The organism is Micromonospora sp. U21 (genome assembly GCF_018070045.1).
Taxonomy (GTDB): Bacteria; Actinomycetota; Actinomycetes; order Mycobacteriales; family Micromonosporaceae; genus Micromonospora.
The window spans coordinates 37,423-60,097 of sequence record NZ_JAGPYK010000036.1; the positions used below are offsets into that span (position 1 = coordinate 37,423).

Here is a 22,675-nt window from a genome sequence, read left to right on the forward strand (position 1 = left end):
GCCTCGGCGGGACGACGGGCCTGGCTGCTCTGGTGCTGGGTACGTTGCTGCTCGATGTCGGGATGCAGTCCGGCATGGTCGCCAACCAGGTGCGGAACTACGCCCTGTGCCCGGAGGGGCGAAGCCGACGCAACACCGCCTACATGACGTGCGCCTATCTGGAGGGCGGCGTGGACTCCTGGCTCGGAGCCCGCGCCTACACCTACCTCGGACACCAGATTCGGATCTCCGCCGTGGTCGAGCGGTTGTCGATGTCGTGGCCGCGCGGGGTGGCGAGGAAGCGTGGAGATGACGGGTCAGGTGGTCGGGCGCAGCTCGGCGAGGAGCTTCTCCACCCGGCGGCGGATCTCGTCGCGGATCGGGCGCACCGACTCGACGCCCTGGCCGGCGGGGTCGTCGAGCTTCCAGTCCTCGTAGCGCTTGCCGGGGAAGACCGGGCAGGCGTCACCACAGCCCATAGTCACGATGACGTCCGAGGACTCCGACGTGGCGTACTCGAGGAGCTTCGGCGTCTGGTCGGTGATGTCGATGCCGACCTCCCACATGGCCTGCACGGCGGCGGGGTTGACCGTCTCGGCCGGGGCGGAGCCGGCGGAGCGGACCTCGACGGTGTCGCCGGCCAGGTGGCGCAGCCAGCCGGCGGCCATCTGGGAGCGGCCGGCGTTGTGCACACAGACGAACAGGACGCTGGGCTTGTCGGACATCAGGAGCCTCTCGAGGTGCGGGTCGCCGGGACGACCACCTGGTCGGCGGCCCGTCCGGCGTCGGGGTAGAGGGCGGCAACGAGCCCGATGCCGACGGCGAGGCCGATGAGCTGGGCGAGGACGAAGCCGGGAACGGAGGCGGGGGCGATGCCCGCGAAGGTGTCGGTGAATGCCCGACCGATCGTCACAGCCGGGTTAGCGAACGAGGTGGACGAGGTGAACCAGTACGCCGCACCGATGTAGGCGCCGACGGCGGCCGGGGCGACCGGCGCGCGACCGGAGCGGGCGAGGGCGAAGATCAGCAGGATCAGCCCGGCGGTGGCGACGACCTCACCGAGCCACAGGTGTCCCGCCGCGCGGTCCCTGCCGGCGAGGTCGACGGCGGCCAGGTCGAACATGAGGTTGGCGAGAACCGACCCGGCGATGGCCCCGAGGGTCTGGGCTGCGCTGTAACCGGCGAGGTCACGGCCGGTGAGGCCGGTGCCGGCGCGGCGGCCGAGGAACCAGTCCGCGGCGGACACGACCGGATTGAGGTGCGCCCCGGAGACCGGCCCGAAGATCAGGATCAGGACACCGAGGGCGAACGCGGTGGCGACCGAGTTCTCCAGCAGCTGGAGACCGACGTCGTCGGGGGAGAGGGTGGTGGCCATGATGCCGGAGCCGACCACGGCGGTGACCAGCAGAGCGGTGCCGGTGAACTCGGCCAGCAAACGCCGCCACAATGCGATGGTCATCGGTCTCTTCTCCTCGTGTCGCGTGCGCCGGCAGCGGCCTACGCAGCGGTGGTCGGCTCGACGGTGAGCAGCGCGGCGAGCTGGCGCAGGATGGCCGGCCGGGCCCGGTAGTACACCCACGTGCCCCGTCGCTCCGCGTCGACGAGCCCCGCCTCGCGCAGCGTCTTCAGGTGATGGGAAATCGTCGGGCCGGTCAGGTCGAACGCCGGCGTCAGGTCGCAGACGCACACCTCTCCGCCCTTCGCGGAGGCGATCATCGACATCAGCTGCAGCCGTACCGGGTCGCCGAGGGCCTTGAACGCAGGCGCGAGCACCGTGGCGGTCCCGGCCGGCACGCGCTGCTGCGCCAGCGAAGGACAGCAGGGCGTGTCAGCGCCCAGATCGCGGAGGGCGAGGGAGGCTTGCTTCGACATGCCTCTAGGTTGACGTACATCTAATCAATGTGCAACTGTCTGCTTCGACGGACGTCAAGACAGCCGCCTGGAGGGGAGGGAGAATGGTCACCACCGACTACCGGACCAACGACGCATGCGTCGGCTGCCTCACCTCCGCCGCGGACGTCGTCATGGGCCGACCCGCACCCAGCCCGAACGGAGCCTGCTGATGGCCGACATCTCCGTACGTCCCATGGTTGCCGGTGACGCCGAGCGGGTCCTGGCGATCTACCAGGCCGGACTCGACGCCGGCGACGCCAGCTTCGAGGTCACAGCGCCGACCTGGTCGGCGTTCGACGCCGCGCGGCTGACCGCGCACCGATTCGTCGCCGTCAGCGGCGACGGCGCCGTCCTCGGCTGGATCGCCGTCTCGCCAACCTCGACCCGCGCGGTCTACGCCGGCGTTGTCGAACACTCCGTCTACGTCGACCCGGCCGCCCACGGGCGCGGGATCGCCCGACTGCTCCTGGACGCGCTGATCGCCTCGACCGAAGCCGCCGGCATCTGGACGATCCAGTCCGGAGTCTTCCCGGAGAACACCGCCAGCCTGACCCTTCACGAGCGGGCCGGGTTCCGCGTCATCGGCGTTCGCGAGCGCGTCGGTCGCCAGCACGACCGCTGGCGGGACGTCGTCCTGCTGGAACGCCGCAGCCCCACCGTCACCTGACGAAGCCCGCCTCGAGCACCGGACCCTTCCATCCTTTTGATTCGACATCTTTCAAGACAGGAGTTACGTGATGAGCGCCCTGGACAGCCTGCCCATCGCAGTGATCGGTGCCGGACCGGTCGGTCTGGCCGCGGCGGCGCACCTGCACGAGCGTGACCTCCCCTGCATCGTCCTGGAAGCCGGCGAGACCGCCGGCGCGGCGGTGCGGCAGTGGGGGCACGTGCGGGTGTTCTCCCCGTGGCGCTACAACATCGACCCGGCCGCCCGCCGGATTCTGGACGAGGCGGGTTGGGTCGCCCCCGACCTGGAGGCCCTGCCGACCGGAGCGGAGTTGGTCGGCGAGTACCTCCGGCCTCTCGCGGAGCTGCCGCAGCTCAAGCCGTACGTACGCTACGGCGCGCGGGTCGAGGCGATCAGCCGCCTGGGCCTGGATCGGCTGCGCACCGCGGGCCGCGACAGCACGCCGTTCCTGATCCGCCTCGCTGACGGCGACGAGCTGCTGGCCCGTGCCGTCATCGACGCCTCCGGCACCTGGGGCACCCCGAACGTCCTCGGCGCGTCCGGCCTGCCCGCTCAGGGCGAGGCCGACGTGGCGGCGTACCTGGAGCACGCGCTGCCCGACGTGGTCGGCGCCCACCGGGACCGGTTCGCCGGCCGGCACACCCTGGTCGTGGGCGCCGGCCACTCCGCCGCCAACACCCTGCTCGCCCTCGCCGAGCTGGCTGCCGAGCAGCCGGGCACCGAGGTGACCTGGGCGATTCGCACCGCCTCACCGGCCCGTACCTACGGCGGCGGGGACGCCGACGCGCTGCCCGCGCGCGGTGCCCTCGGCTCCCGGCTGCGCGCCCACGTCGACGCCGGTCGGATCCGGCTGCTCACCGGCTTCTCCGTGCACGCCCTCACCCCCACCGACGGGCGGGTGACCGTCGTCGTGCGGCATGCCGACGGCAGCGAGGAGTCCGTCACGGTGGACCGGATCGTCGCCGCGACGGGCTTCCGCCCCGACCATTCGATCGCCGCCGAGCTGCGCCTCGACCTCGACCCGATCATGGGCGCCACCCGCGCCCTCGCGCCCCTGATCGACCCGAACGAGCACTCCTGCGGCACGGTGCCCCCGCACGGCGTGAACGAGCTCGCCCACCCGGAAACCGGCTACTACGCCGTCGGCATGAAGTCCTACGGCCGGGCACCGACGTTCCTCATGGCCACCGGCTACGAGCAGGTCCGCTCCGTCGTCGCCGCCCTCGCCGGCGACTGGGCCGCCGCCCACGACGTGCAACTCGACCTGCCCGAAACCGGCGTCTGCAACAGCAACCCCGCCGACTCCGCCACCGGCGACAGCTGCTGCGCACCGGCACCCACCGCCGAGCCGGCGGCGCGCGGACTCGCCACCGGCATCACCGGGGGCCTGCTGTCCGAACCCTTGAGCCTGATCGCCCTCGACACCGCCCCCGCTGACGGGCAGGCCGGCGGCTGCTGCGGCAGCTGATGCCCACCACGACGACGCGCGTCGGCCGCACAGCGGCAGGCCGCCGCACCAACCGCGACGTAGGATCGCCTTCTGCACCCGTCAGGTCTCGCCGCGTTCGTCGAGCTCAGGCTGACGCCGGCACGCCGGCTGTCCAGGGGGTCCGCGATGACCGCACACAACGCCGAGGTCAGCGGCGGCGAGCCCGATGACACCGACTACGACGAGACCTACCGCGACACCGCCAACTCGGGTGGGCCGCCCTGGGACATCGGCGGCCCGCAGCCGGCACTCGCGCAGGTGCTCGACGACGGGGTGAAGGGCCCCAAGGTGCTCGACGTCGGCTGCGGCACAGGCGATCTCGCGATCGCCCTCGCCCGCCGCGGCTACGAGGTGACGGCGGTCGACATCTCACGCGTGGCGATCGACATGGCCCGCGCCAAGGCCGCCAGCCAGGGCCTGACGGTGAACTTCGAGGTCCAGGATGCCACGGCCCTGTCGTTGCCGTCGGCACCGTTCGACTCGGTGTTCGACTCCGGCCTGCTCCACAGCCTCAACCGGCGAGGCGGTGGCGAGGTGGACGAGTACCTCGCGCTACTGCCGGGTCTCGCCGCGCCGGGCGCGACCGTCTTCGTGCTGGCGGTGTCACTGAAGGCGGGCCACGGCTGGGGTGTGACCGAGACCCTCCTGCGGGCGGGCTTCCCCGGGCCGGAGTGGGTCGACACGGAGGTCGAGGAGATCGACGTGGTCGCGGAGACAGGCGGCCGTCAGCTTCTCCTGGCCGGCTTCCTGCTCCGCACGGTCCGGGCACTCGGCACCTAGCCGGCGGCCCGCCCCACACCGCCTCCGTGGCCACAGTTGAGCCGCGTCAGTCCAGGCAGAACTCGTTGCCCTCGGGGTCGGTCATCACGATGAACCCGGCGTTCAGTGGGGGAGCGGGCTCGTCACGACGTACCCGCGTCGCTCCCAGCGCGACGAGCCGATCGCACTCGGTCTCCAGCGCCGCCATCCGCTCCTCTCCCTCCAGCCCGGGGGCCACACGGACGTCGAGGTGGACGCGATTCTTGGCGACCTTGTCCTCCGGCACCTGCTGGAAGAACAGCCGTGGGCCGTGCCCGTCCGGGTCCTCGATGGCCGACCTCGTGTTGCGCTGCTCCTCCGGTACGCCGATTCGCGCGAGGAAGTCGTCCCACGCGGCCAGCGGGTCGACGCCCTCGGGCAGGTCGACTCCGGGCGGGCCGGGGAGAACGTAGCCCAGTACGTCGCGCCAGAACGTCGACAGCGCCCGCGGGTCGTGGGCGTCGAAGGTGACCTGGATGTGCCGGCTCAACGGGTTGCTCCGTTCGTAGCGGGTCTCGTAGGTCGCGCAGCGGACAGACTCTCATCCCAGAGGGATGACGGCATTCCCCACGACCGTCGGGTGTGTACCTTGTAGAGGTCGAACGCGGCGATGGGGGGCCTGGTGACTGGCCGGAGCGGGGAACTGTCAGCGGCGGACCGGATCGACACCACGGTCGCGCACCCGGCTCGCAGGTACAACTACCTGTTGGGTGGCAAGGACAATTTCGCTGCTGACCGGGAGTCCGGTGACGCCCTCGCGGCCGCGATGCCCACCGTCCGGCTGGCCGCGGTCGAGAACCGGATGTTCCTGCAGCGGACGGTGCGTTTTCTGGCGCGACAGGGCGTCCGGCAGTTCCTCGACATCGGCACCGGGATTCCGACCGCCGACAACACCCACGAGGTCGCCCAGGCGATCGACCCGTCCGCCCGGGTCGTCTACGTCGACAACGACCCGATCGTCCTCGCCCACGCCCGGGCGCTGCTGAGCAGCACACCCGAGGGCCACACCGCCTACCTCGACGCCGACCTGCGTGAGCCGGAGCAGATCCTCGCCCACCCGGATCTGCGGACCACGTTGGACCTGTCCCAGCCTGTCGCGCTGATGCTGGTGGCGATCCTGCACTTCATCCGTGACGACGAAGACCCCGGGGGCATCCTCGCCCGGCTCGTCGCCGCGCTCCCGGCCGGCAGCTACGTGGTCGCCTCGCATGTCACCTGGGAGTACCTGCCGCCGGCCGTTACCGCGAAGCTCGAAGCCAGCAATCACGACGGACGGTTCCGCGCCCGGAGCACGGAGCAGTTCGCCGACCTGCTCGGTGGGTTGGAGCTCGTCGATCCGGGCATCGTGTCCGTGGCGCGGTGGCGCGCGGAGGACGCCCCGCAGCCCCGTCCATCCGTGCAGGACGTGTCCTTCAACGGCGCCGTCGCCCGCATCGTGCGACAGCCGGCAGCGGCGGGCTGATCGACTGCGGCGTGGCGCCCGCGCGGCCGCCCAGACCATGACCGGGTTCTAGGCTGATCGGACGTACATCGCGCGGGCAGGTGTCTGGCGCTGTGCGATGGGGGTCCAGCCGGGACGTCTGCCCTCGATCGTGAGTGTGGCCAGCAGCCCGGGGTGGTCGGTCGCCCCATGCATGCCTATCGACCGGCTGCAACAGATCGTGACGTCAGTTGTCGCCATGACGTGCTGTAGCGCGCCGTCGCCGATCCGCAGGTAGCCGGGTGGCACGCAGGACCGCACGTCCGGGAAGCGGTCGTGCCGGAGGTTGAGGTCGCCGCTCAGCACCGTGGGCGCGTACCCGTTGCTCCTGCGGATCGCTGGCACGACCGTGTCGAGCAGGTGACGGCACTGGGCGAGCGCGACGGTGATGCTGGTGGCCGCCAGGTGCGTGGTGCAGGCGTGCAGCGCGTGAGGGACGTGGACGCAGACCCAGGCTCGTTCCTCGGGGTCCGAGACGTCCTGGGTCGGGTAGATCCCGCTGCGGACCGTGTACGGGGTGGTCACCGCCCTGAGGTGGGTCAGTAGTCCGACGCCGTACGGCTCACCGTTGCGGCACTGGGTGACGGAGCCGCTGGGGCGGTCGCCGGCGGCCGTGAAGGCGGACACCACGGTGCCGCCGGTGTGGACATTCGCAAGCGCGTCCTCCAGCACGGTCACATCGTCCCGGCAGATCTCGTTGAGCGAGACCACATCGGGCATCTCCGCGTTGATCACCTCAGCCGCCGCGGTCACCGACCGACCCGTGTAGCAGCCGGCGCGGCCGCTGTTGCAGAGGTTCATCTGGAGCACCCGCAGGGCCGCGGACCGGGTCGTGGAGGCCGCCGATGAACCGGCCGGCACCGCGGCGGCGGCGATCAGGCACACGACGGCCAGTGCCCGGCGGACAGTCCGGTGCCAACGGTCAGTCATGCGCCGTCCACGGAATCCGACCAGGAGCGGGACCCGCAGCAGACGACGCCTCCAGGGATCGTGGGTGACGTCGACGGCTGGCTGCTCGGACACGCGGACTCCGGATGACGCGGGCGACAGTCTTCGGCGAGGTGCCAGCGATCTTACTGCGGGCCCATCGGCGGGAGCACCATGGTCGCGTGCGGGCCGTGTGGAGCGCAAAGCCCCACACGGCCCGGTGGTGTTCCGGCGGTCCGGGGGTGGGTCAGCGGCGTGGCTTCGGTGCGACGCGCGGCAGGACGTACGGCGGGCCGGCGAAGATCAGGTCGGACTTCAGCTCGTGGTACGCCCGCTTCGGCTGGTAGCTCTCGTCGTAGATGGTGGCCATGCCCTGCGGCGGCTCGGTGAACCAGCCCGGCACCCAGGAGTGCCTGTCGGTGAAACCCCAGACGGTGTATGACAGGCAGCTGCGTACGGCGAGGCAGGCCTTCATCAGCACGCTGAAGTTGGCGGCCGACGCCTGCAACCGGGGGTTGATCTCGGCCGAGTCGCCGGCCTGGACCGCCTCGGTCATCTCGCTGCGAACGTCGACCTCGGTGAACGCGGTGGCGACACCGAGTGTGGCGAACTTCTTCAGCGCGGCGGTCACCTGGAGGGTGTCGTAGTTGCCGTACTGGGTGCCCAGGTGGCCCTGGGAGCCGATGCCGTCGATCGGAACGCCCTGGGCGCGCAAACCCTTGACCATGTCGTAGACGAACTGCGGTTTGTCGTCGGCGGGGTTGCCGGAGCCGAACGCCTCGATGTTGTAGTCGTTGTAGAACAGCAGCGCCCTGGGGTCGGCGGCCCGCGCCCAGCGGAACGCGTCGGCGATGTAGCCGGGCCCGAGGTTCTGCGCCCAGAAGCCCTTGTAGTGCAGGGTCGACGGAGTGTCCCACGGGTCGCTGACCGCCTCGTTGACCACATCCCACTGCCAGATCTTGCCCTTGTAGCGGCTGACGACGGTGGTGATGTGCTTGCGCAGCAGCTCGCGCAGCTCCTGCTTGCTGATGGAGCCGTCGGCGACCCCGCTGGTCAGCCAGGTGGGCAGCTGGTTCTGCCAGACCAGCACGTGGCCGCGCACGCTCTGCTTGTTGCGCCTGGCGAACTCGACGAGTTGATCGGCCGCGGCCCAGTCGTACACGCCGCGGGTGGGCTCCAGGCTCTCCCACTTCATCGCGTTCTCGGCGGTGACCGAGGAGAACTCGGAGGCGGCGAGCCTGCGGTACTGCGGGTCGTTGGCGTCGTTGAGGGCCGCCATGTCCACCGCGGTGCCGACCTGGAGGCCGTGGCGCAGCCCGAGAACGGCCAGGCTCTGCGCGGTCGGATCGTACGGCCGGCTCGCGGTGGCGGGCACCGCGTTCAGTGCCGCGACGGTCGCGACCGCGACCGCGCCGACGCTGATCCACCGTCGTTGCTTCATCTGCCTTCCTTTCGGCACCAATCGATATCAATCGATCATCAAATGGAGGGTGCGGGCATGGTGCTGGTGAGCTGGGAGCGAGGTCGGTGCCGGGTGTCCGGAGGTCTCGGGCTGATCGAGGTGGCGCTGACAGCTCCTCCGAGCGGAGACCGGAAACCTGCTCGAAACGTTAAGCCGGGTCGATGGAGCCCGTCAAGCGCGAACACTTCCGGAAAACCATCCGGTGACCTGCGAAGCCCCGGTGCAGCTTGGTTCGAAACTTTCGAAGGTCGGCTGATCGTTGCGGTCGCCGGGCCTTTTCGGGCCGCACCCGAGCCTCGTTGCTGCGCGGGCGGCCCACCTGCCGCTCGCCGCGCCTGAGGCACCGTTCGCCGCACCGGGCCGACCGCTCCCGGCGACTGTGTCGTCGCTCAGGTCGCGGCCGCGAACCGCGAGAACTACAGTCGGCAGGAGCGCATCCAATCGATCACCACGCATGTCCTGGTGAGGAGCGAGCCGATGACCATTCCTGCGGACGTCGAGGTCACGGGCCCGATGCACCCCCGGTACGACGAGATCCTCACCCCGGAGGCGTTGGCCTTCCTCGCCGATCTGCACCGCGCCTTCGACCCGCGTCGCCGGGACCTGCTCGCCCTCCGACGGCAACGTGAGGCCGAGCTGGCCGACGGTGGGCTGCTGGACTTCCTGCCCGAGACCCGGGAGATCCGCGAGGCCGACTGGCGGGTCGCCGAGCCGGCACCCGGCCTGGTCGACCGCCGCGTCGAGATCACCGGCCCCACCGACGCGAAGATGACCATCAACGCCCTGAACTCCGGTGCGAAGGTGTGGCTGGCTGACCACGAGGACGCCAACACCCCGCTCTGGGAGAACGTCATCTCCGGTCAGCTCAACCTGCGCGACGCCATCGACGGCAAGCTCGCCTTCACATCCCCCGAGGGCAAGCAGTACGCGTTGCACGACGGCCAACTGGCCACGATCGTGGTACGGCCGCGTGGCTGGCACCTCACCGAGAAGCACATCCTCGTCGACGGTGAGCGCACCTCCGGCAGCCTGGTCGACTTCGGGCTCTACTTCTTCCACTGCGCCCGCCGGCAGCTCGACCGCGGCGCCGGGCCCTACTTCTACCTGCCCAAGATGGAGAGCCACCTCGAGGCGCGACTGTGGAACGAGGTCTTCCTGGCCGCTCAGGAGAGGCTCGGCATCCCGCGCGGCACCATCCGGGCCACCGTGCTGATCGAGACCTTCCCGGCCGCGTTCGAGATGGACGAGATCCTCTACGAGCTGCGGGAGCACTCCGCCGGGCTGAACGCCGGTCGGTGGGACTACATGTTCAGCGTGATCAAGAAGTTCCGCACCCGGGGCGCGGACTTCCTGCTGCCGGACCGGAACGCGGTGACGATGACCGTGCCGTTCATGCGGGCGTACACCGAACTGCTGGTACGGACCTGCCACCGACGCGGCGCGCACGCCATCGGCGGGATGGCCGCCTTCATCCCCAGTCGACGCGACCCGCAGGTCAACGAGACCGCCCTGGCGAAGGTCCGCGACGACAAGACCCGCGAGGCCGGCGACGGTTTCGACGGCTCCTGGGTGGCCCACCCCGACCTGGTGCCGATCTGTCGGGAGGTCTTCGACACGGTGCTCGGCGACCGGCCGAACCAGCTCGACCGCACCCGCGACGACGTGTGGGTCACCGCCGCCGACCTGCTCTCCGTGTACGCCACCCCGGGCCCGCACAGCGAGGCCGGGCTGCGCAACGCGGTCAGCGTGGGGGTGCAGTACCTGGCCAGTTGGCTGCGCGGCTCCGGCGCGGTGGCCATCTTCAACCTGATGGAGGACGCCGCCACCGCGGAGATCTCCCGCAGCCAGGTGTGGCAGTGGCTGCACAACGACCTGACCCTCGACGACACCGGCGCGCGGGTCACCCGGGAGCTGGTCGAGCGGATCGCCGACGAGGAGATCGCCAAGCTCCCCGGCGACCCGGGCGACTACGGCGCCGCCCGGACGCTGTTCATGGAGGTCGCCGTCGCCGACGACTTCGCCGACTTCCTCACCGTGCCGGCGTACGAACGGATGCCCTGACCGACGACCGACCCGACGCGCGGAGGTGGGCGATGAGCACAGCCAGAACGGACCTCGAAGCTCTCACCGCCGCCCTGCGGGCCGCCATCGGCGCGGATCGGGTGATCAGCGACCGACAGCAGCTGCGTACCTACGAGTGCGACGGGCTGGCCCAGTACAAGGTGGTTCCGGCCCTCGTCGCCCTCCCCGCCGACGCCGCGCAGTGCGCCTCCGTGGTCCGCGCCTGCGTCGCCGCCGACACCCCGTTCGTGGCCCGCGGCTCCGGCACCGGGCTGTCCGGAGGCGCGCTGCCGCACGCCGACGGCGTCCTGATCGTCACCTCGCAGATGCGGGAGATCCTGGAGGTCGCGCCGTCCGACGAGCGGGCGGTGGTGCAGCCTGGCGTGATCAACCTGGCGGTCACCCGGGCCGCCGCCCCGTACGGCTGGTACTACGCGCCCGACCCGTCCAGCCAGCAGATCTGCTCCATCGGCGGGAACGTGGCGGAGAACTCAGGCGGCGCCCACTGCCTGAAGTACGGCTTCACCACCAACCACGTCATCGGCGTCGAGCTGGTCACCCCGGACGGTGACCGGGTGCACCTCGGCGGCCGCGCGCCCGACGCCCCCGGCTACGACCTGCTCGGAGCGTTCGTCGGCTCCGAGGGCACCCTCGGCATCGCCACCGAGGTGACCGTGCGGCTGACCCGGTTGCCCGAGTCGGTGCGCACCCTGCTGGCCGCCTTCGAGAGCACCGACCAGGCCGGCGCGGCGACCTCGGCGATCATCGCGGCGGGGGTGGTGCCGGCGGCGGTGGAGATGATGGACACGCTCGCCATCTCCGCCGCCGAAGAGGCCGTGCACTGTGGCTATCCGGCCGGTGCCGGCGCGGTGCTCATCGTCGAGCTGGACGGGCCGGAACCGGAGGTGGAAGCCCAGTTCGACCAGGTCGTACGGCTCTGCCGGGACAACCGGGCGTTCGAGATTCGGATCGCCGCCGACGACGCCGAGCGGGCGCTGTTCTGGAAGGGCCGCAAGTCCGCGTTCGCCGCCGTCGGGCGGATCAGTCCCGACTACATCGTCCAGGACGGTGTCATCCCGCGCACCGCCCTGCCCGCGGTGCTGCGCCGCATCGGTGAGCTCTCCGCCGAACGCGGCATCCGGGTCGCCAACGTCTTTCACGCCGGCGACGGCAACCTGCACCCGCTCGTCCTCTTCGACGCGGCCGTCGACGGGCAGACCGAACGCGCCGAGGAGGTGTCCGGCGCGATCCTCGACCTCTGCGTGAGCCACGGTGGGTCGATCACCGGTGAGCACGGCGTCGGCATGGACAAGGCGAAGTACATGCCGCGCATGTTCACCGACGACGACCTGGACACCATGCAGTTGCTGCGCTGCGCGTTCGACCCGGCCGGTCTGGCGAATCCCGGCAAGGTCTTCCCGACGCCCCGGCTCTGCGGTGAGATCCCCGGTCGACGCAAGGGGGTCCATCCGGCGCAGGAGGCCGGCCTGGCGGAGGCGTTCTGATGCCCACCGACGCGATCCTCGACCGGCTCCGCGCCGCCGGAGAGTCCACGACCGACGGCCGGCGCCCGGACGGCTCCGAGTCGGTCCGGCCCGCCCGCGAGCACGACTCGATCGCCGGGGTGCCCGCGCGCTACGTCGCCACACCCCGCGACACCGCCGGGGCCGCGACCCTGCTGCGGACGGCCGCCGCCCTCGACCTCGCGGTGACGGTCCGCGGCGCCGCCACGAAGCAGTCGTGGGGAGGCCCACCCCGGCGACTCGACCTGATCCTCGACACCACCGCGCTGACCGGGGTGGTCGAGCACGCCGCCGGTGACCTCATCACCGTGGTGCGGGCCGGCACCCGCCTCGACGAGCTGGCCGCCACCCTGGCCGGCGCCCGCCAGCAGCTCGCCCTCGACGCGCCGATGCCCGGTGGCACCGTCGGCGGGGCGGTCGCCACCAACGCCAGCGGGCCGCGCCGGATGCTCTACGGCACCGTGCGCGACCTGATCATCGGGGTCACCATCGTCCGCGCCGACGGGGTGGTCGCGCACGCCGGCGGCAAGGTGGTCAAGAACGTCGCCGGCTACGACCTGGCCAAGCTGGTCACCGGCGCGTACGGCACGCTCGGGCTGATCACCGAGTGCGCGTTCCGGCTGCATCCGCTGCCGCCCGCGGTCGCGTACGTCACCCGCCGGACCGACGACCCCGCCGAGGCGGGTCGGCTCGCCGGCACCGTACGCACCGCGCAGCTCGTGCCCACCGCGCTCGAGGTGGACGCGCCGGCCGGCGGGGGAGCGACGGTGACGGTGCTGCTGGAGGGCACCGCGGCCGGGGTGACCGCCCGCGCGGAGGCGACCCGCCGGCTGCTCGGCGTCGACGCCACCGCGTGCGACGGGCCTCCGGACGGCTGGGGCCGGTACCCGTGGCGGGACGGCGACACCGGGCTGAAGCTGACCGCCGCGCTCTCCGGCGTACCCCGGCTGCTGGCCGAGGCCCGGGCGGCGGCCGACCGGCGCGGCCTGCCACTCGCGCTGCGCGGCTCGGCCGGCGTCGGGGTGCTCTACGCCGGGCTGCCCGGCACGGCCGATCCGGAACTGGTCGCCGGCCTGGTCGACGCGCTGCGGACGGCGAGCGCCGCCGTCGCCGGGCACGCCGTGGTGCTCACCGCGCCCCCGCCCGTGCGGGACCGGATCGACCTGTGGGGATCCGTCGACGGTCTGGCACTGATGCGCCGGGTCAAGGAGCGCTTCGACCCCGATGCCCGGCTTGCGCCCGGCCGATTCGTGCGAGGGATCTGATGTCCATTCCCCGGCAACCCGACCGCCCGGACCCGACCAGCGCCGGCCAGCCCCCGGCGGCCGGGCCGGCCGCGCCGCTCAGCTCGCCGGGCGGAACCCGCCCGGCCAGTGGGCCCCGTGACGTGCTCGGCCTGGCCGCCCAGCCGCCCGGCGAGGGCGCGTTCGACGCGCACCATCCGCCCGCCCCCGAGCTGGTCTCGGACTGTGTGCACTGCGGCTTCTGCCTGCCCACCTGCCCCACCTACGTGCTGTGGGGCGAGGAGATGGACTCGCCGCGCGGGCGGATCTACCTGATGAAGGAGGGCCTGGAGGGCGAGCCGCTGTCGGACTCCATGGTCACCCACTTCGACCAGTGCCTCGGCTGCATGTCCTGCGTCACCGCCTGCCCGTCCGGTGTCCGCTACGACCGCCTCATCGAGGACACCCGGCAGCAGGTCGAACGCCGGCACCACCGCGGGCCCCGGGAGCGGGCGCTGCGGGCGGCGATCTTCGCGATCTTCCCGTACCGACGGCGGCTGCGGCTGTTGCGCGGCCCCCTGCGCGCGTACCAGGCCAGCGGGGTGCGCCGCCTGGTCCAGCGGACCGGGCTGCTGCCCCGGTTGGCGCCCACCCTGGCGGCGCTAGAGTCCCTCGCTCCCCGGCTCCGCCGGCCGGCACGCCCACCGCAGCGGGTGCCCGCGGTCGGCCCCCGGAGGGCCGTGGTCGGCATGCTCACCGGCTGCGTACAGGGCGCGTTCTTTCCCGAGGTCAACGCCGCCACCGCCCGGGTGCTCGCCGCCGAGGGCTGCGACGTGGTGATCCTGCCCGACCGGCAGGGCTGCTGCGGTGCGCTGAGCGTGCACAACGGACGCGAGGCGGAGGCGCAGCGCTTCGCCCGCCGGATGCTCGACACGTTCGCCGCCGCCGGCATCGACTTCTTCGTGGTCAACGCAGCCGGCTGCGGCTCCACCCTCAAGGAGTACGGCGACCTGCTCCGGGACGATCCCCGCTACGCGGCGCTCGCCGCCGACTTCGCCAGCAAGGTGCGCGACCTGTCCGAACTCCTCGACGAGCTGGGCCCGGTCGCCACCCGGCACCCGCTGCCGGTGACCGTCGCCTACCACGACGCCTGCCACCTGGCCCACGCCCAGGGCGTCCGCGCCCAGCCCCGCCGGCTGCTGCGCGACATTCCCGGGCTGGAGCTGCGGGAGATCGCCGACCCGGAGATCTGCTGCGGATCGGCCGGGATCTGGAACGTGCTCCACCCCGGGCCGGCCGCCGAACTCGGCGACCGCAAGGCCCGCACCGTACTGGCCACCGGGGCGCGGCTGCTCGTCACCGCCAACCCCGGCTGCCTCATGCAGGTCGCAGCCGCGGTGACCCGCGCCGGCGGCGACATCGCGCTGGCCCACACCGCCCAGGTCCTCGACGCCTCCCTCCGCGCCCGACCGGTGGAGGAGCTGCAGTAGGGCCGAACTCACCCGCCACCGTCCCCGAGCGTCGAGGTGACCCATGTTCGACCAGTTCACAGTCGTCACCGATCCCGTCAGTGACTCCGTCGCACTCTCGGCCATCTTCGCTGTCCTGCCCCTGCTCACCCTCTTCCTCCTGCTCGGCGTGCTGAAGGTGAAGGCCTGGCTGGCCGGGCTGATCTCGCTCGCGGTCGCGCTGGTGGTGGCGATCGCCGTCTACGCCATGCCCGTCGGGCAGGCCGTGCTCTCGGCCACCGAGGGCGCCGCCTTCGGCTTCTTCCCGATCCTGTGGATCGTCCTCAACGCCATCTGGGTCTACAACCTGACGGTCGAGAGCGGACACTTCGACGTGCTGCGTCGCTCGTTCGAACGGGTCAGTCCGGACATGCGGATCCAGGCGATCATCATCGCGTTCTGCTTCGGCGCGCTGCTGGAGGCGCTGGCCGGCTTCGGCACCCCGGTCGCCATCACCGTGGTGATGCTGATGGCGCTCGGCTTCCGTCCGATCCACGCCGCCTCGGTGGCGCTGCTGGCCAACACGGCGCCGGTGGCGTTCGGCGCGCTCGCCACCCCGGTCGTCACCCTGGCCACGGTCACCAGTGGGGTCAACGACGACTCCCGGCTCACCGTGGACACCCTCGGCGCGATGATCGGCCGGCAGACCCCGATCCTCGCGGTGGTCGTACCGCTGCTGCTGGTGGCCCTGGTGGACGGCCGGCGCGGTATCCGGCAGACCTGGCCCGCCGCACTGGTCGCCGGCGTGACCTTCGGCCTGGCACAGTTCGTCGCCGCGAACTACATCTCCGTGCCGCTGACCGACATCGTCGCCGCTCTGGTCTCGGCCGCCGCCGTCGTGCTGCTGATCCGCGTCTGGCGCCCGGTCACCCCCGCCGATCTGGGCCGCGAGCCGGACACGGCGAGCGTGCCCGCCGCCCGCGAGCCCGCCGAGGCCGAACTCGCCGACCCCGGCGCCGTCCGCGCCACCGCCGGCCGCCGCTCCGGTACGACCACCGCCGCCGCACCGTCGCTCGACGGCCCCGGCGGCGAGCCCCCGCCGGGCGACCCGCTGGTTTCCCCCGACAGTCCCGGGGAGCACCGGGACCCGCCTGACGGCGGCCCGCACCGATCGGACGCCCCCCGGCTCGCCGACACTCCCGCGGAGGTGGTCCGCGCGTACGCGCCCTACCTGATCATCATCGCGATCTTCTCCATCGCCAATTTCGGGCCGGTGAAGGACGCCCTGGCGAAGGAGCCGTGGACGGTGAAGTTCGGCTGGCCGGGCCTGGACATCCTCGGCGGCAACGGCAACCCGCTGTCGTCTGTCACGTTCACCCTCAACTGGCTGCCCGCCGCCGGCACGCTGATGATCCTGGCCGGGGTGCTCACCGCGTTGGTGCTGCGGGTCTCCGCCGGCCGGGCGCTGCGAGCCTACGGGCGCACCTACGTCGAGCTGCGGTACGCCATCGTCACCGTCATGGCGGTGCTCGCCCTGGCGTACGTGATGAACCAGTCCGGGCAGACCAACACCCTCGGCGCGTTCCTGGCCGCCGCCGGTGGGGCGTTCGTCTTCCTCTCGGCGATCCTCGGCTGGATCGGCGTGGCGGTGACCGGGTCGGACACCTCGGCCAACGCGTTGTTCGGGGCGTTGCAGGTGGAGACGGCGGCCCGCGCCGGGCTGGACCCGGTGCTGCTGGCGGCCGCCAACTCCTCCGGTGGGGTGCTGGGCAAGATGATCAGCCCCCAGAACCTGGCCATCGCCGCCGCCGCGGTCGGCATGGCCGGCCGGGAGGGGGAGATCTTCCGCAAGGTGTTCGGCTGGAGCCTGCTCCTGCTGCTGTTCATGTGTGTGCTGGTCGCGCTCCAGGGTTCGCCGGTCCTCGGCTGGATGGTGCCCTGATCCCGCTCGACGGTGGGGCCGTCCCCTCGCGGGGGCGGCCCCACCGACCAGTTAGGGCAGACGGGACTCGATCGCGTCGATGATGCGCGGACGCAGTTCGGCGGCGCGGACCACCGCGTCCACCGAGCCGACCTCGACGGCACGCTGGATGTTGTGCACACGGTCGAACTCCGTGGCCACCTCGCCGAGCTTCTCCGCGCGCACCGAGGAGCGCAACTCGTCGAGCTCCGCCGTCAGCGCGGCGCGTTCGGTGCCGGCCACGGCCGCGACCCGGGCCTCCAACGCCCGCACGCGCGGGTCGGCCGCCGTGCGTGCGTTGACGTCGCCGGCGAACACCACCGCGGCGGCGGGAGCCCCACCGAGCACCGAGGCGAACGAGCCTTCCAACGCGAGGACGGTCATGTTCGGGTTCAGCGCCTTCGAGAACACCACGAACGCGCCACCGTGGTACCGCGAGATTACGCAGAAGACGATGGGCCCGCGGAAGTTGACGATCGCCCGGCCGATCTCGGCGCCGTACTCCAGCTGCAGCTTGCGCATCGACTCCGGTGAGCCGTCGAAGCCCGACAGGTTCGCGAGCACCACCAGTGGCCGGTTGCCGCTGGCCGCGTTGATCGCCCGCGCGGCCTTCTTCGACGACCGCGGGAACAGCGTGCCCGCGGTGTAGGTGTCCGGGCCGTCGGTGGGCGGGAAGCCGCGCCGTGGCACCGATCGCGACTCGATGCCGAGCAGGCACACCGGGATGCCGCCGAGGTGCACGTCCTGCACCACCGCGGTCTCCGCGTCGGCCATGCCCGCCCAGCGTTCCAGCACCGGGTGGTCCTGGTCGGAGAGCGCCCGCATCACCGTACGGATGTCGAACGGCTTCTTGCGGTCCGGGTTGGACTCGGCGGAGAAGATCTCGCCGACGGTGTTGAACGCGCTGCCCGCCACGTCGTGCGGGAAGGCGGAGATGTCGCGGTCCACGGGGTCGGTGGTGGTCGCCCGCCGGGGCGCGTCCTCGCCGGGCGCGACGTACGTGTGGTCGTAGTGCGACATCAACACGTCCCGTGCGGCGGTCAGGTTCGGAGCCCAGTACTGCGCCTGCCCGTTCGGCCCCATCACCCGGTCGTAGCCGCCGATACCGAAGTTGTCCTCGGCGGACACACCACCGGAGAAGTCCAGCGACTGCTTGCCGGTGAGCACCATCGCCGACTCCGGCGTCATCACCAGGACGCCCTTGGTGTGCATGAGCATCGTCGCCTCGGCGTTCCAGTACGGCTGCGCGCCGACGTTGATGCCCGCGACGACGATGTTGATCTCACCTCCGGCCTGGGTGAACTCGACGATCCGCTTGAGCGCCGCGGCCACCCAGTCCATGTTCTCCGTGCCCGAGGTCATGGAGATCCGGGCCCCGGCGGACAGCGCCCACCACTCCAGCGGCACCCCCATCCGCTCGGCCAGGTCCAGCGCGGCGATCACGCGCCGGCACTCCGGCTCGGACAGGGCGCCCAGCGACTTGGTCGGATCACCGAGCAACACGACCCGGGTGACACCCTGCGGATGCCGCACGGTCGGCGTGGTGACCACCCCGGCGACGATCGCGGCGCCGTTGCGCCCCTTCGGCCGGTCCACCGGCACCAGCGCGTGCTCGTCGTCGAGGTCGTGCTCGACGAAGTCACCGAGCCGGCCGGTCAGCTCGTACGGGTACACCGTGTTGCGGCTGCTCGCGCGCAGCACCTTCAACCGGTATTCGTCGAGCGGTTCGACCGGCTCCACCGGCGGCGCGCCGATGACCAGCTCGGCGCCGCCCGCGGTGTCGAAGGAGATCCGCACGGCGATCTTGGTCAGCGCGCCGGTCCGCCGGTCGCGCTGCCGTGCGATGAACAGGATCTCCTCCAGCCCGGCGCCCACGGTCGTCGGGCGCACGCGCCCGGCGATCATCTCCATCTCCTCGCGGGTCAGCTCACTCGGCGGCCAGACGTAGATCACGATCCGGTTGGTGTTGAAGCGCGTCTTCGACGGTCGCCGCGACTGGGCGCGGCGGATCGAGTCGAGGCAGGCGGCGACCGCGTCCTCGGTCGTCGGCAGGGCGACCAGCCGGCCGTCGTGCTCGCGCAGTTCGGTCAGGTCACGCACCTGCGCGAACGCGACGAGGCGCTCGTCCGACCGGTTCTCCCGCGCCACGGCCTGGAAGAGGTAGACCTCCTCGTCCGACGACGGCAGCCGGGTCAGGTCGAACTGGTGCAGCCGCTCCAGCTGCATCCGCTGCGCGATGTACGGGTGCAGCCCGCGGATGAGCCGGTCCTCGGTCATCCCCTCGCCGGACGGGCGGAAGGTGAAGTGGTGGTGCATCACCGCTCCGCCGCGACCCGCGACGGTGGTGGTGAGCCGACGGACCCCGGGCGGCAGCGGGTGCGCGGTGATGACCTCGAGCAGCGCCACCGCCATCGCGTCGAAGTCCTCCGGCTGGTTCTCCCAGCCGAGGTAGATGTCGGCGTCAACGGCGTCCTCGCCACTCGCCAGCTCGGCGAGCCCGCGCAGCGCGCCGCCGAGCGCGTCGAAGCTCACCGCGGCGGAGACGACGCTCGAGTCCGCGCGCTCGGCGACCACGAACGCGCAGCCCGCGACCTCGCTGGTGCGCACGCTGGTGAGCGCCTTGTTGCCGTAGTACCGCCGGGTCAGCACCTCCAGCATCACCGCGTTGTCGAGGTGATCACGGACGAGCCGCTGCCCGAGCAGCCGCACCAGTGGCTCGGTGCTGCGGACCATCTCCGCGATGCGCTCGGGGCGGTCCGCCGCGTCCGGGTGCGCGTCCAGGTGACGCAGGTGCCCACGGACCTCGGCGTAGACGCGGGCGCGGTTGCGGCGCAGCAGCGGCTGGGCGAACCAGGCGAACACCACGCCTCGGGCGAGGTCGGCGACCGCGGGGAAGCGGACCTGGGTCGCCGCCACCAGCCGCTCCAGCGCGAGACCGGCGGGCTCGCGCAGCGTCTCGTCCGGCGGGGTCTCCCGCAGCCAGGCGCGCAGCAGCGTCGCGACGACCGTGGCGTCGGCGGCCGCGCGTTGCTGGGCGAGGAAGATCCGGAACACGGCGGCTTCGAGTTCCGGGGAGCGCTCCAGGTCGGTGACGCCGTAGTGCCCGAGTGCCTTCGCGAGCTTGGCCTGGAAGGAGTCCGGCAGAGCGGCCCGCTCGACGTCGAGGCTCTGCAGGTAGGTGTGGAAGTACTCGCGGGCGCTGCGCACGTGCGCGCCGCCGTCCTCACCCGTCGGTCGGTTACGGCTCAGTTCGGTGAGGTCGGCGAACACCTCGACGAGGTCGAGTTCCTCGGCCAGCGGCCGGTGGCCCGCCTCGGTGGCCTCCCGCCGCGCGGTGAGGTAGTCGTCGAGCACGCGACGGTCGTCGTGCGGGTCGACGTCGAAGCCGAGCAGAAGGCCGCGCAGGTCCTCCTGGCCGCGCCTGCTGCGCAGGTGAGCCGGAACGTCCTCGGCGGTGGCGGGTAGGTCCAGCTCGACGGAGACAGCGGCCGGGTCGTCCGCCTTCTCGGCGGCGTCGTCGGCGAGCGGCTCCAGGCGCAGCAGCGGCGCTCCGGCCTCCACCTGGCTGCCGACCGAGACCGCGCACTCCTTCAGCCGAGCCTTGAACGGCGCCCGCAGGACCGTCTCCATCTTCATGGCCTCCAGCACCAGCACCGGCGCGCCCGCCTCGACCTCGGCGCCCACCTCCAGCGGCGTGGCGACGACCAGCGCGGGCATGGGGGAGCGGACGACGCCACCCTCGTCGCGGCTGACCCGGTGCGTCACGCCGTCCACCTCGACCAGGTGGGTCGGCCCGTGGGTGCTGGTCAGCAGGCGGTACCGGCCGCCGTTGACGGCGATCTGGCCGGTGTGCCGGTCGAAGCGGTCGAGTTCGACGTCGGCAGTGCGCACCTCGGCGCCCACCTCGATGCCAACGCGGAACCGGTGCGCGCCGACCCGCGCCACGCGCATGCGGTAGGTGACCCCGCGCAGCTTGAGGTCCAACGGCCGGCCGCTCTTGTGCTGCACCTGGGGGCGCCCACCGGACGCCGTCGACAGCAGGCGCTGCCGCTCGACGCTCTCCTCCTCCTCGTACGCCTCGATGGCGGCGGCCGCCAACGCGACCCCGGAGTGCCGGTGGGCGACGAGTCGGCCCTCGCCGCGGACACGGTCGATCCAGCCGGTGTCCGCGCTGGCGTCGATCACCTCGGGCTGGTCGAGCAGGTCGAGCACGAAACTCTTGTTCGTCGCCCCGCCCTCGATGATCACCGTGGTGTTCGCCATCGCCCGGCGCAGCTTGCCGAGCGCCTCGCCACGATCACGGCCGTACGCGATGATCTTCGCGATCATCGAGTCGAAGTCGGCCGGGATGGTGTCACCCTCGCTGACACCGGTGTCCACCCGGATGCCCGGGCCGCTGGGCAGGTCCAGCCGCGCGATGTGGCCCGGCGACGGCGCGAAGTCACGGTCCGGGTCCTCGGCGTTCAGCCGGGCCTCGATGGCGTGCCCGCGCTCCACCGGTGGCTCGCCGTCGAGCCGGCCGCCCGAGGCGACGTGCAGCTGCGCCTTGACCAGATCGAACCCGGTGGTCAACTCGGTGATCGGGTGCTCGACCTGCAGCCGGGTGTTGACCTCAAGGAACGCGAACAGTTGATCGCCGGGGTGGTAGAGGAACTCGACGGTCGCCGCACCGCGGTAACCCACAGCCAGGGCCAGCCGCTCAGCCGACGCCTTGAGCTCGGCCGCCTGCGCCGGGCTGAGCACCGGCGACGCCGACTCCTCGATGACCTTCTGGTTGCGTCGCTGCACCGAGCAGTCGCGGACACCCAGCGCCCAGGCGGTGCCCTGCCCGTCGGCGATCACCTGGACCTCGACGTGCCGGGCCCCGGTGACCAGGCGCTCCAGGAACACGATGCCGCTGCCGAACGCCCGCGCCGCCTCCTGGCTGGTGCGCTCGTACGCGTCGTCGAGCTCGGCCTCGCTGGTGATCACGCGGATACCGCGCCCGCCGCCGCCCGCGGTCGCCTTCAGCATCAACGGGTAACCGATCTCGGCCGCCGCCGCCCGGGCGGCGGCAAGAGTCTCGACGGCGCCGCGGCTCCACGGCGCGACCGGCACGCCGACCTCCTCGGCGATCAGCTTCGAGCCGATCTTGTCACCGAGCTGGCGCATGGCTTCCGCGCTCGGCCCGACGAACGTGACGCCGATCTTCTCGCACAGCTCCGCGAACGCCGGGTCCTCGGCGACGAAACCCCAGCCGACCCACGCCGCGTCGGCCCCGGTCTCGGTCAGGGCGCGCTCCAGCACCGCGAGATTCAGGTACGGGCGGGAAGACGCCGGACCGAGGTCGTACGCGATGTCCGCCTCGCGTACGAAGGTGGCGGTGCGGTCGACGTCGGTGTACAGGGCGACCGTCTCGATCCGGACGCCGGTCTCCGCGGCCAACTCCCGGACCGCGTGGATGAGGCGCATGGCGGCCTCACCACGGTTGACGATGGCGACACGGTTGAACACCCGACTGACCCCTTTGGTAGACCAATGACCTGCTCGCCGCGAGACGACAGCTCCCAGCAGTGATCACCCTTCCGTGTGACGGCTGGCAGCGCCATGACGCAATCACCGAACCACCCGCCCCTCATTTGTAGGAACCCGACAAGAGTTTTTGGCCGCCGGGCCGCGAACGCACAGTGTGTGCTAGGCGCCGTTGCACACCGTGCTGGAGCGACTACCGATGACGCTCAAGCGGCCGCCCCGTTGCCCACCCC

The 22,675-nt window shown here is 71.8% G+C and carries 16 protein-coding genes; 9 read left to right on the forward strand and 7 right to left on the reverse strand.

What is annotated here, in order from left to right; genetic code table 11:
- Window positions 1–296 precede the first annotated feature (296 nt).
- From KBX63_RS30225 to KBX63_RS30235, 3 genes are read right to left on the reverse strand one after another with little or no spacing between them, the layout of a single operon-like run.
- Window positions 297–704: an arsenate reductase ArsC gene (locus KBX63_RS30225; RefSeq protein ID WP_210917177.1), complete on the reverse strand. Its 408-nt coding sequence runs from the start codon at window positions 702–704 to the stop codon at window positions 297–299.
- Window positions 704–1,438 (reverse strand): MIP/aquaporin family protein, encoded by a 735-nt coding sequence (locus KBX63_RS30230; protein WP_210917154.1) that lies wholly within the window; start codon window positions 1,436–1,438, stop codon window positions 704–706. Before KBX63_RS30230 ends, KBX63_RS30225 begins: the two co-directional genes overlap by 1 nt.
- A 38-nt stretch (window positions 1,439–1,476) precedes the next feature.
- The gene (locus KBX63_RS30235; protein ID WP_210917155.1) at window positions 1,477–1,851 is read right to left on the reverse strand and encodes a metalloregulator ArsR/SmtB family transcription factor; all 375 of its coding nucleotides are present in this window, start codon (window positions 1,849–1,851) and stop codon (window positions 1,477–1,479) included.
- Between the two features lie 190 nt (window positions 1,852–2,041).
- Here KBX63_RS30235 and KBX63_RS30240 point away from each other — a divergent pair, with 190 nt between their 5' ends.
- The 3 genes from KBX63_RS30240 (at window position 2,042) to KBX63_RS30250 (ending at window position 4,829) form a co-directional block, all read left to right on the forward strand.
- On the forward strand, window positions 2,042–2,539 hold the full coding sequence (locus KBX63_RS30240) for a GNAT family N-acetyltransferase (protein ID WP_210917156.1): 498 nt from the start codon (window positions 2,042–2,044) through the stop codon (window positions 2,537–2,539).
- A 70-nt stretch (window positions 2,540–2,609) separates the two neighbouring features.
- Window positions 2,610–4,028: an NAD(P)-binding domain-containing protein gene (locus KBX63_RS30245; protein WP_210917157.1), complete on the forward strand. Its 1,419-nt coding sequence runs from the start codon at window positions 2,610–2,612 to the stop codon at window positions 4,026–4,028.
- Window positions 4,029–4,175: 147 nt separating this feature from the next.
- Window positions 4,176–4,829, forward strand: coding sequence for a bifunctional 2-polyprenyl-6-hydroxyphenol methylase/3-demethylubiquinol 3-O-methyltransferase UbiG (locus tag KBX63_RS30250; RefSeq protein WP_210917160.1), 654 nt, complete (start codon window positions 4,176–4,178; stop codon window positions 4,827–4,829).
- A 46-nt stretch (window positions 4,830–4,875) separates the two neighbouring features.
- On the opposite strand, the gene KBX63_RS30255 is transcribed toward KBX63_RS30250, so the two are convergent.
- Complete coding sequence (locus KBX63_RS30255) at window positions 4,876–5,337, reverse strand: VOC family protein (RefSeq protein WP_210917163.1); 462 nt, start codon at window positions 5,335–5,337, stop codon at window positions 4,876–4,878.
- A 132-nt stretch (window positions 5,338–5,469) separates the two neighbouring features.
- On the opposite strand from KBX63_RS30255, the gene KBX63_RS30260 reads away from it, so the two are divergent.
- Window positions 5,470–6,309, forward strand: coding sequence for an SAM-dependent methyltransferase (locus KBX63_RS30260; RefSeq protein WP_307871890.1), 840 nt, complete (start codon window positions 5,470–5,472; stop codon window positions 6,307–6,309).
- 48 nt (window positions 6,310–6,357) lie between these two features.
- Here the strand turns inward: KBX63_RS30260 and KBX63_RS30265 are convergent, their stop codons facing one another.
- A complete protein-coding gene (locus KBX63_RS30265; RefSeq protein ID WP_247663659.1) occupies window positions 6,358–7,257 on the reverse strand; it encodes an endonuclease/exonuclease/phosphatase family protein in 900 nt (299 codons plus the stop codon).
- Between the two features lie 244 nt (window positions 7,258–7,501).
- Window positions 7,502–8,695: an endo-1,4-beta-xylanase gene (locus KBX63_RS30270; RefSeq protein WP_210917169.1), complete on the reverse strand. Its 1,194-nt coding sequence runs from the start codon at window positions 8,693–8,695 to the stop codon at window positions 7,502–7,504.
- A gap of 498 nt (window positions 8,696–9,193) precedes the next feature.
- On the opposite strand from KBX63_RS30270, the gene aceB reads away from it, so the two are divergent.
- From aceB to KBX63_RS30295, 5 genes are read left to right on the forward strand one after another with little or no spacing between them, the layout of a single operon-like run.
- Window positions 9,194–10,777 (forward strand): malate synthase A, encoded by a 1,584-nt coding sequence (gene aceB, locus KBX63_RS30275; RefSeq protein ID WP_210917170.1) that lies wholly within the window; start codon window positions 9,194–9,196, stop codon window positions 10,775–10,777.
- Window positions 10,778–10,809: 32 nt separating this feature from the next.
- Entirely contained in the window at window positions 10,810–12,282 is a 1,473-nt protein-coding gene (locus KBX63_RS30280; protein WP_210917171.1) for an FAD-linked oxidase C-terminal domain-containing protein, read from the forward strand.
- A complete protein-coding gene (locus KBX63_RS30285) occupies window positions 12,282–13,565 on the forward strand; it encodes an FAD-binding oxidoreductase (RefSeq protein ID WP_210917172.1) in 1,284 nt (427 codons plus the stop codon). Before KBX63_RS30280 ends, KBX63_RS30285 begins: the two co-directional genes overlap by 1 nt.
- Window positions 13,565–15,013 carry a (Fe-S)-binding protein gene (locus tag KBX63_RS30290; RefSeq protein ID WP_210917173.1) on the forward strand — a complete coding sequence of 483 codons (1,449 nt, stop codon included), beginning with the start codon at window positions 13,565–13,567 and terminating at the stop codon, window positions 15,011–15,013. Before KBX63_RS30285 ends, KBX63_RS30290 begins: the two co-directional genes overlap by 1 nt.
- A 43-nt stretch (window positions 15,014–15,056) precedes the next feature.
- Entirely contained in the window at window positions 15,057–16,913 is a 1,857-nt protein-coding gene (locus KBX63_RS30295) for an L-lactate permease (protein WP_210917175.1), read from the forward strand.
- 51 nt (window positions 16,914–16,964) lie between these two features.
- Here KBX63_RS30295 and KBX63_RS30300 read toward each other — a convergent pair whose 3' ends face one another.
- Window positions 16,965–22,424, reverse strand: a complete 5,460-nt coding sequence (locus KBX63_RS30300) for a carboxyl transferase domain-containing protein (RefSeq protein WP_210917176.1) — start codon at window positions 22,422–22,424, stop codon at window positions 16,965–16,967.
- Window positions 22,425–22,675 lie beyond the last annotated feature (251 nt).

Excerpts from the sequence above, each read along its gene's own strand:
- KBX63_RS30290 (WP_210917173.1), top strand. The coding sequence starts at position 13,565 with ATGTCCATTCCCCGGCAACCCGACCGCCCGGACCCGACCAGCGCCGGC.
- KBX63_RS30240 (WP_210917156.1), top strand. The coding sequence starts at position 2,042 with ATGGCCGACATCTCCGTACGTCCCATGGTTGCCGGTGACGCCGAGCGG.
- KBX63_RS30250 (WP_210917160.1), top strand. The coding sequence starts at position 4,176 with ATGACCGCACACAACGCCGAGGTCAGCGGCGGCGAGCCCGATGACACC.
- KBX63_RS30265 (WP_247663659.1), bottom strand. The coding sequence starts at position 7,257 with ATGACTGACCGTTGGCACCGGACTGTCCGCCGGGCACTGGCCGTCGTG.
- KBX63_RS30245 (WP_210917157.1), top strand. The coding sequence starts at position 2,610 with ATGAGCGCCCTGGACAGCCTGCCCATCGCAGTGATCGGTGCCGGACCG.
- KBX63_RS30280 (WP_210917171.1), top strand. The coding sequence starts at position 10,810 with ATGAGCACAGCCAGAACGGACCTCGAAGCTCTCACCGCCGCCCTGCGG.
- KBX63_RS30235 (WP_210917155.1), bottom strand. The coding sequence starts at position 1,851 with ATGTCGAAGCAAGCCTCCCTCGCCCTCCGCGATCTGGGCGCTGACACG.
- KBX63_RS30270 (WP_210917169.1), bottom strand. The coding sequence starts at position 8,695 with ATGAAGCAACGACGGTGGATCAGCGTCGGCGCGGTCGCGGTCGCGACC.
- KBX63_RS30295 (WP_210917175.1), top strand. The coding sequence starts at position 15,057 with ATGTTCGACCAGTTCACAGTCGTCACCGATCCCGTCAGTGACTCCGTC.
- KBX63_RS30225 (WP_210917177.1), bottom strand. The coding sequence starts at position 704 with ATGTCCGACAAGCCCAGCGTCCTGTTCGTCTGTGTGCACAACGCCGGC.
- KBX63_RS30285 (WP_210917172.1), top strand. The coding sequence starts at position 12,282 with ATGCCCACCGACGCGATCCTCGACCGGCTCCGCGCCGCCGGAGAGTCC.
- aceB (WP_210917170.1), top strand. The coding sequence starts at position 9,194 with ATGACCATTCCTGCGGACGTCGAGGTCACGGGCCCGATGCACCCCCGG.
- KBX63_RS30230 (WP_210917154.1), bottom strand. The coding sequence starts at position 1,438 with ATGACCATCGCATTGTGGCGGCGTTTGCTGGCCGAGTTCACCGGCACC.